The following is an 8,712-nucleotide window of genomic DNA, read 5'->3' on the forward strand; positions in this document are numbered from 1 at the left end:
TAAAGGGTGCCCATGATGAGGAAAAATTTCCAGCATATTGGTCGAATAAATGCGATTTATGGCGCGATCTTCCTCTCACTTTCCTGCATTAACCGCACTCAGTGTCTAAATTTCGCCCCCTCAGACGCTACAATTATCTAAGATTTTTCTGAGGTGCTAATCATGGAACTCGCCATTTTTATTGGTTTTACCCTCCTGATGACCGTGATTGCGGTCCAGGTACGTTAAACCCGGTTAGCGGCCCAAGGCCGCTACTCCGTTACCCCATCAGTATGTTCTTTTAGTCGAGCGTTAAACGCTTCCAGTGGCATCGGTCTGCCCAGGAAATAGCCCTGCCCTTCTTCGCATGAGAGTGCTTTTAACTCGATGAGCTGTGCTTCAGTCTCGATACCTTCAGCGGTGATGGTGAGTGCAAAGGCGCGCGCCAGCCCAACAATACCCGCGACAACCGATTGTGCCTGTTTTGATTCAGGAAACTCTTTCATCCACGAACGATCAATTTTCAGCCCGTTGAACGGGAAAGTTTTCAGGTAGCCCAATGCAGCATAACCGGTCCCGAAATCATCTACTGTCAGCCTCACGCCCAATGCACGCAGGCCCTGCATAATTTCCAGCGCACGGTCGGGGTTTTCAAAGGTGACGTTTTCGGTGATCTCCAGCTCCAGTCGGGTGGCAGGTAAACCACTCTCTGCCAACGCATGGGCGACACGATCGACCAAATCGTTATTGCGGAATTCCGTCGGTGAAATGTTAACGGAAACGTAGCGCTGCTCGCCCCAATCACACGCGTCCTGACATGCCCGCATCAGCACCCAGTCGCTAATGCCCGAAATCAAACCGTTCTCTTCGGCCAGCGGAATAAAGCGGTCGGGCGTAATCCATTTGCCATCAGCCCGTTGCCAGCGAATCAACGCTTCTGCACCCGCTAACTCACCTGTTTGCAATTGATAGCGTGGTTGATAGTGGAGCATAAAGGTATCGTTAAGCAGTGCCTGTTCAATCGCCTGCACCATTTCACGTTTTGACTCCAGATGATTTGCCATATCGTTGGAGTACCAAACCCAACGCGCACGTCCGGCACTGCGCGCCTGTCCCAAGGCAATATCCGCTAACCGCAGCAGTGCTTCAGGTTGCGTGGCGTCTTGCGGTGCGCAAACAATCCCCATACTGGCGGTTAAACTCAGCTGGTGGGAGCCACTGACAATAGGTTGATGCACCACACGCTGCAGCGCCCGACAGCGATACTCCACCGCAGCGCGCGTGCTTTCTCGCAGCAACAAAATAAACTCATCCCCGCCCAGACGTGCGGCCAGTTCATTGGGGCCAATCAGATTTTTCAACCGCTGGGAAATCTCGTTCAGCACCAGATCGCCTACGGTATGGCCCCAGGTATCATTGATGGGTTTGAACTGATCGAGATCGAAACTGATCACAAATAGCGGATCGTCCTCGCTCGCCTTTTCAAGATGCGTAGTTAAAAACTCTTGTAACTGGATGCGGTTGGCTAAGCCCGTCAGCATGTCATGGCGTGATAAAAATTGAATACGCGCTTCAGCATCAACTTCATGGGTAATGTCTGAAACCGTGCCACGAAAGCCGGTGCGCAGCCCATTGCGGCGAATCGTTTTCGCGATTAACTCACCAATGCGACGCTCGCCGTTGGCCGCCATGAACTGGCAACGCAACGGCGCATGTTGAATTTCATCACCTTGACGCAGTAACCATGCCACCAGCGAATGGCTAGGATGACTCAAAAGATGATCAAGAGGACGCCCGATCCAGCCCTTCACATCATGTCCGGTCACCGCGGCAAAGCGTGAGGAGAGATAGCAAAGTCGTCCCTGGTCGTCGACTTCCCAAATCCAGTCCGAGGCCGCTTCTGCCAGATCGCGGAAACGCTCTTCACTGTTTGCCAGCTCACGCTGGCTGATCGTCAGCATCTCAAAGCGGCGGTCGGAGATCACCGCATTGTGCAACGCATGGCGGATGACTCGACGCGTCACCCACGCCACGGCCAGTGCGGTAAAGCACAACAATGGCATCATTAACCAGATCACGCCAAAACCAGGATTTTTCGCTTGCCAGCGCAAGACCAGCGGTTCGCCCTGAATCACCGGTTCAACCAAGCGTGGCTCATCCAGTGCATCATCCAGGCCATTCGCCACGCGCGGTGCAGTCACATTGAGAGATTTACCCAGCAGCTGCAACTTGCCCGGCGTTAAAATATTGACAAAAACCATCACCGAAGAGGGGCCAGGGATGGTGGGCAAATCCGGCACTTTGCCGGGAGTAATCGGTGCTGCCACCACCATGGCGGGCTGTTCATTGATCATGACATTGCGGGTAATGCCCTGGTCAGACTGCTTACGCGCTGTAGCCAGCAGGATTGCCGTTTGTCCGCCTAACCAACTCTCCAGTGAAGCCTCTGACAATTTACCGTCTATAACCGCATAGCGTGTTTTGCCCGCGCCATCGATCACAAACACACCGTCGTAGTGATACTCCTTGTAGAGGCCAGGACCAAAATTTTCCTCATCCCATGCCCAGACTTTGTTTACCGTCAGATGCAGGTTTTTCCAGCCTTCACCCCAGCTTGCATAATCGCGCACATCAATGATCATCTGCTCTTGTTGCTGCTGCCACGCACGATGCATCAGGTTGATATCCTGCTGCATTGAGTCGCTGTTTTGTCGATGGGCAATTACCAGCACCATCACAACCGAAAGCAACAGCACGCCAAACAGTAGCGAGGTTAGCGTGCGCAAACTGCGCCGCGTAACTCGTACCGTGTGCGCTTCCATATTAGCCCTGGCAGGCAAAGTGGCGTGTCGGTGATACTCAGAATTCATGCATTATGCTCGCAAAACAGAGGCAGCAAAAAGAGGACCGGTTACGTGATAGTGACGCCCGGGTCCTGTAATGGTTTTTTCGGTTATCGGCGCAGACGGCCACAGATTTAGTCCCCGTGGTGGAATATTTGAGCAATGCAATTCTCCATCGGGCAATCTCGACAGCGATTATCGGCGTTGCTACTATGCGTTTTCCTCTGCCCATTGAGCCGACTATGGACACCCAATCCGACAAAGTGACGTTGACGCTGTTCTACGCTGCGAGCTTTGTGGTGTATTACATCGTGACCATGCTGATTACGCTGTTCCCTAACTATGGGGCGCTGCGTAATAACGGTTTGCTGGTGCCGGTGCTCTGCCTGTTCGAATTCGCGGTGATTTATCCGCTGTACCGTTTTTACTGCCAACGTCGTACGGATATCCCGTTAGGCTACTTACGTCCCGGTCAGGCATTGCTGTTTGTCGCCGCTCTGGTCGCGCTGATGGTGGCACAAACCCAATTCCTCCAGCCTGAAGGCTGGTTGATTGCGCAAAGCCAGCAAGGCCGCAGTTCAATGTTGATTCTGTTACTGACGGCCGTATTACTGGCACCGGTATTTGAAGAAGTGCTGTTTCGCGGATTTCTCCTGCAAGGCTTTCTGCTGTGGGCGCCGAAGAGCCGCTTTGCCTGTATGTTGCTCACCTCACTGCTGTTTGCCGCCATGCACACCCAGTATGTGCATTGGGAAACCATTGTGGCTTTAACCCTGTTCTCGCTTTTGCTGTGCTACGCGCGCTTGCGCAGTAACAGCCTCGCGCTGCCTATTTTCCTGCACACATTAAATAACCTGATCGCCATACTCCCGGCGTGGTTCTACGCCTGATCCCGCTCACTGTTTCTTCACGTTCTCATCAATTTTTTTAGCCATTTCAGGTAGTATCGCGGTTTACGCGTTATGGATTGATGGTCGGGAAAGTCGATGATTACCATGTTGGATGTGGCCCGTAAGGCCGGAGTCTCCAAAGCGACTGTGTCACGCGTGTTGGCGGGCAATCGCTATGTCAGCAAAACCACACAGCAGAAAGTCTTTCAGGCCATTGAGGAGACCGGCTATCGGCCGAATTTGCTCGCGCGCAGTCTGGCGACGCAGAAATCACAGAATATCGGTCTGATCGTTACCCACTCTCTGTTCAATGGCCCCTACTTCAGCGAGCTGCTGTATCAAACCGCAACATTGACCAATAATTATGGCCGCCAGCTTATCCTTGCCGATGGCAAAACCTCCGCGGATGATGAACGTGCCGCGATTGAGTTTCTGCTCGATCTTCGCTGTGATGCCATCATTATCTATCCGCGTTTTCTTGATACTGAGGCGCTGGAAGCCATCATTGAGCAGCATGAGGTGCCCATTATGGTGGTCAACCGACAGCTGCAACGCCATGCCGATCATTGCGTATGGGCGACCCATCAGCAAAACACCGTCGATGCCGTCAGCTATCTTATTGAGCGTGGCCATCACGATATTGCCTTTATCACCGGTTTAGCGGGTTCACCCACTGCAGCCGCACGTCTGGCAGGTTACCAACAGGCACTCACTCAGCACGGGCTGAGGGTAAATCCGGATCTTGTCATGCAGGGCGCGTGGACACCGAACAGCGGTCAGCAAGCTGCACAACAGCTACTGGAGAGCGGCACGCCTTTCAGCGCAGTGATGGCGAGCAATGATGATATGGCGATTGGTGCGGCACTGGCCCTGAATGCGGCCGGAAAACGGCTGCCGCAGGATGTGTCGCTAATGGGGTTTGACGATATCCGCATGGCCGAATTTTTCCTGCCACCGCTGACGACCGTGCATGTCCCGGTTGCGGAGATGATCCAGCACACGCTGGCACAACTGGTGGCGATGCTGGAAGGAGAAGAGATTGCAGCACTGCCGCCCTTTAGCGGCAGGCTGATTGAACGTGCATCTGTGACGGATGGCCCGTTTAAATCCTGATGTGGATTTCCCTTAGCACTTCCCTAAGCCGCAATGGGCGGCCTGAAGGTCGCCCCTGCCACTGTCTGCGGTTTAGTACTCGACTTGAGCCGCTAACGTTGCGCCATTATTGCGGATTAGCTGCTGATACCAGAAGAAACTTTTCTTGCGGTAGCGCGCCAGATCCTTCAGATCATGCTCGTCGCGATTTACGTAAATGAAGCCATAGCGTTTGCTGATCCCCTGATGCGTACTCACCAAATCGATTGCTGACCACGGGCAATAGCCAAACAGCTCAACGCCATCAGCAATTGCCAACTGAAGCTGCGCAATATGTTCACGCAAATAGGCGATGCGATAATCGTCGTAGACTTTGTTCCCTGCTTCCAGGGTATCGAACGCACCTAAACCGTTTTCGGTCACAATTAACGGCAGCGCATAGCGGGCATAGATCTGCCGCGCCGTAATGCGAAAACCTACCGGATCGATATACCAGCCAAACTGATTTTGTTTGAGATGCGGGTTGTTACAGCCGACGTACACTGAAGTGTCGATGCCCGCCATCTGCTGATCGGCGCGCTGTTTGCTATTAAGTTCACCGTGTGCCGCCTCTGGCATATCCGCGCTAACGGTAGCCGAGGCGTAATAGTTGAAGGCGATAAAGTCAGGCTGACCGGCAGCAATGATCGTCATATCATCGGCTTCAATGGAAGGCAGCCAACCGCGCTGTTGTAGGAATGCCCACACCACATGGTTATAGCGACCGTGCACTGCCAAATCGAGATAGAGCCAGTTACGGATGGCTGAGAAGTTATCCGCCGCCAGCACATCTTCCGGCCGCGAACTGGCGGCGTAGATGCACGAGATATTCGGTGCCGGGCCAATTTTCGCCTGGGGCAAGCGCTGATGGCAGGCAATCATCGCTTTGGCTTGCGCCAGCATCATATGGTGATTTTGTTGATACAGCGTCTTTTGCGGGTCGGCGGTGCCCGGTGGTAAGGTGCCAATCACCTCCCCTTTCAGGATCATCATGTTCTGTTCGTTGATGGTCAGCCAGTATTTGACCTTGTTGCCATACTGCTCAAAACAGGTGATGGCAAAGCGCTCAAACGCGGCCACCGTGCGACGATTGGACCAGCCGCCCTCTTGTTGTAGTGCCCACGGCAAATCAAAGTGGTAGAGCGTCACCAGCGGTTCAATGCCGTGGCGGCAAATCTCATCAATCAGTTGCTGGTAAAAAGCCACACCTGCGGCATTCAATTCACCATCACCTTCAGGATAGAGGCGGCTCCAGGCAATCGAGAAGCGGTAGGTCTTTAATCCCAGCTCTGCCAGCAGCGCAATGTCTTCCTTAAAACGATGGTAATGATCGCTGGTCACGGTGAAATCAGTGATGCCTTCATGGAACTGGGCTTTATCAATCACCGATGGCCCTTTGCCATCTTCCTTCCACGCCCCTTCGACCTGATAGGCTGAAGTGGATGCGCCCCAGAGAAAACCGTCAGGAAACGCGCCCAATGTTGGATGTTGCATGTTTACCTCCTGTTAACGTGCGGCCAATTCGCGCCGCAACTGGATAATCTCCTCGGCCAGCTCACGACACAGCATGGCGTTCATTAAATGATCCTGCGCGTGCACCATGATCAGGTTCACCGGGATCTTGCCGCAGCCTTCGTCAGCCCCAATCAATGCCGTTTGAATGCGATGAGCGGCCTTGGCGGCAGCCGTCGCATCGGTCAACATCGCGTCCGCTCGCGTCCAATCTTGATGGCGTGCCGCCCGCAGTGCTTCCATCGAACAGGATCGTGCTTCCCCCGCCTGAATGATCAATTCCATTACCGTGCTTTCATCAATTTCCATCGATTACTCCTTTAAAGGTTGAACGGATGCGACTTGTTCCAGCTCTTGTTGCAGTAACTGGCGCTCGTACATTTTGAAAAACGGGTAGTAGATCAGGGTTGCGATGGCGACCAGCACACCGATCAACACGATCACCCGCCAGTCCCAGCCTGTAGACCAAGCTGCACCAATCGGTGCCGGTGTCGTCCAAGGGGCGAGGGATACCACGTGATTGATCAGGTTAGTTTTGGTCGCGATCCAGGCAATGACCGCATTGACCAGCGGCGCACAGATAAACGGGATAAACAGAATCGGGTTCATGACCACTGGCGAGCCAAAAATCACCGGCTCGTTGATGTTGAACATGCTTGGCACAATGCTGAGTTTGCCGATGGAACGCAGATGCGCCGACTGGCTGCGCAGATAGAGCAGCACCAGCCCCATGGTAGAACCTGAACCGCCAATCACGATAAAGAACTGCCAGAATGGCTCGATAAACACGTGGGTGACGGGTTCTCCCGCATTGAGTGCCTGCTGGTTAAGCCCCAGGTTGGTGAGCCAGAACGCCTGTAAAATCCCACCCACAATCACCGCACCATGGATGCCAGCAAACCACAGCATATGACACAGCAAAACCGCCACCAGCACCGCGGGCAGCGAGTCGGAAGCAGAGATAATCGGGGCAAATACCGCCATGATCGCCTGTGGCAGGAGCATGCCAAACTGCGCCTGCACCCACAGGCTGAGTGGGAACAACGTGATGAAAATGGCGATAATGGGGATCAGCAGATCAAATGACTGGCGGATTTTCGGCGGCACCTGCTCCGGCAGTTTAAAACCGATGTTGTGCTTCTGCAGGAAATGCATCAACTCCGTGGCAAACAGCGCCACCAGAATAGCGGTGAAAATGCCCTCTCCACCCAGTGATCCCACCGGGAGCGTTTTGCCACTTTGCGGGGCTGCGACCACCAGAAATGTCATCAATGACAAGCTGGCCGCCATAAAACCGTTCATCTTGTAGCTGTTGGCGAGGTTGTAGGCGATAGCACTGGCGATGTAGAGCGCCATAATGCCCATGGTCATGTTATACGGCATCATGATCTGCTCTTCATGCGCCTGCACCATGCCAAGCCACCACTGTGCAAAAGCCCACGAACTGTCAGCGGAAAAAGGAGGATGCGCAAACAGCAGCATAAAAGAGCCGACGATCAGGAACGGCATTGAGGCGATGAAACCATCGCGAATGGCAATCACATGACGCTGGCTGGAGAGACGCCCAGCGAGTGGGCTGATACGGTTTTCAATCACACCAAATAAGGATTCGCTTATGCTGCTCATACGTGAGCTCCTTGCATCAGGCAAATAGAGAATAGGCCTGTGCGCTGAGTCACAGGCGATGACTATTATTTTTTGTATGAATCAGGGATCAGGTGTGAATCAGTTTTAGTGAATCATTTAATATTTTCTCGCCATTCATCATGCCGTAATCCATGCTATTTATGACGGATATCGGCTTATTTAACTGCTGCGCCAGCGGTTGAAAGTCAGCGAGTTTGTATTTGATTTGCGGCCCTAACAGGCAGCAGTCATAGTGGACAATTTCATCATTAAACTCTTCAATACCAACGGCTTTTATTTCAACCTCGATGCCTTGCACTTTGGCAGCCTTCTCCATTTTTTGCACCACCATGCTGGTGGACATCCCGGCGGCACAGCACAGTAAAATCTTTGGCATTGTTAGTTCCTCCATGTGGGGTTTAATTAACGAATACACACAGCAAAGATTTTCTGCAACCGGTTTCAGATTTGGTTACAGGAACTGTGAGAAATATCAAAACTCAGAACAGGGAAAATAAATCGGCAAAAAATAATACAGCTGAGGGATTATAAGATTGCGGAGGATTGAAGGTATCTCGCGGCACCTCGGCTCATGCTGGTTCGTTAAGCATCTGGTAATAACGTTGTCTGGTTCCGCTCAGGGGCTGATGGGTGCAGGTGATAACGCAGTCTGGTGCCGCTCAGGGGATGAGGGGGACAGGTGATAACGCAGTCTGGTGCCGCTCAGGGGC

The 8,712-nt window shown here is 53.0% G+C and carries 7 protein-coding genes; 2 read left to right on the forward strand and 5 right to left on the reverse strand.

The window, feature by feature from the left end; translation table 11 throughout:
- Positions 1-251: 251 nt before the first annotated feature.
- Positions 252-2,849 (reverse strand): bifunctional diguanylate cyclase/phosphodiesterase, encoded by a 2,598-nt coding sequence (locus HA51_RS17480; protein ID WP_084935875.1) that lies wholly within the window; start codon positions 2,847-2,849, stop codon positions 252-254.
- Positions 2,850-3,064: 215 nt separating this feature from the next.
- Between HA51_RS17480 and HA51_RS17485 the strand changes: the two genes are divergently transcribed.
- On the forward strand, positions 3,065-3,712 hold the full coding sequence (locus tag HA51_RS17485) for a CPBP family intramembrane glutamic endopeptidase (protein ID WP_084935876.1): 648 nt from the start codon (positions 3,065-3,067) through the stop codon (positions 3,710-3,712).
- A gap of 96 nt (positions 3,713-3,808) precedes the next feature.
- A complete protein-coding gene (locus tag HA51_RS17490) occupies positions 3,809-4,825 on the forward strand; it encodes a LacI family DNA-binding transcriptional regulator (RefSeq protein ID WP_084935877.1) in 1,017 nt (338 codons plus the stop codon).
- 72 nt (positions 4,826-4,897) lie between these two features.
- On the opposite strand, the gene HA51_RS17495 is transcribed toward HA51_RS17490, so the two are convergent.
- The 4 genes from HA51_RS17495 to HA51_RS17510 all read right to left on the reverse strand — a co-directional run bounded on the left by HA51_RS17495 (position 4,898) and on the right by HA51_RS17510 (position 8,378).
- Entirely contained in the window at positions 4,898-6,337 is a 1,440-nt protein-coding gene (locus HA51_RS17495) for a glycoside hydrolase family 1 protein (RefSeq protein ID WP_084935878.1), read from the reverse strand.
- A 12-nt stretch (positions 6,338-6,349) separates the two neighbouring features.
- The gene (locus tag HA51_RS17500; RefSeq protein WP_084935879.1) at positions 6,350-6,664 is read right to left on the reverse strand and encodes a PTS lactose/cellobiose transporter subunit IIA; all 315 of its coding nucleotides are present in this window, start codon (positions 6,662-6,664) and stop codon (positions 6,350-6,352) included.
- Between the two features lie 3 nt (positions 6,665-6,667).
- Positions 6,668-7,981 carry a PTS sugar transporter subunit IIC gene (locus tag HA51_RS17505; RefSeq protein WP_084935880.1) on the reverse strand — a complete coding sequence of 438 codons (1,314 nt, stop codon included), beginning with the start codon at positions 7,979-7,981 and terminating at the stop codon, positions 6,668-6,670.
- A gap of 88 nt (positions 7,982-8,069) precedes the next feature.
- Entirely contained in the window at positions 8,070-8,378 is a 309-nt protein-coding gene (locus HA51_RS17510) for a PTS sugar transporter subunit IIB (RefSeq protein ID WP_084935881.1), read from the reverse strand.
- Positions 8,379-8,712: the final 334 nt, after the last annotated feature.

This window comes from Pantoea rwandensis (assembly GCF_002095475.1).
Taxonomy (GTDB): Bacteria; Pseudomonadota; Gammaproteobacteria; order Enterobacterales; family Enterobacteriaceae; genus Pantoea; species Pantoea rwandensis.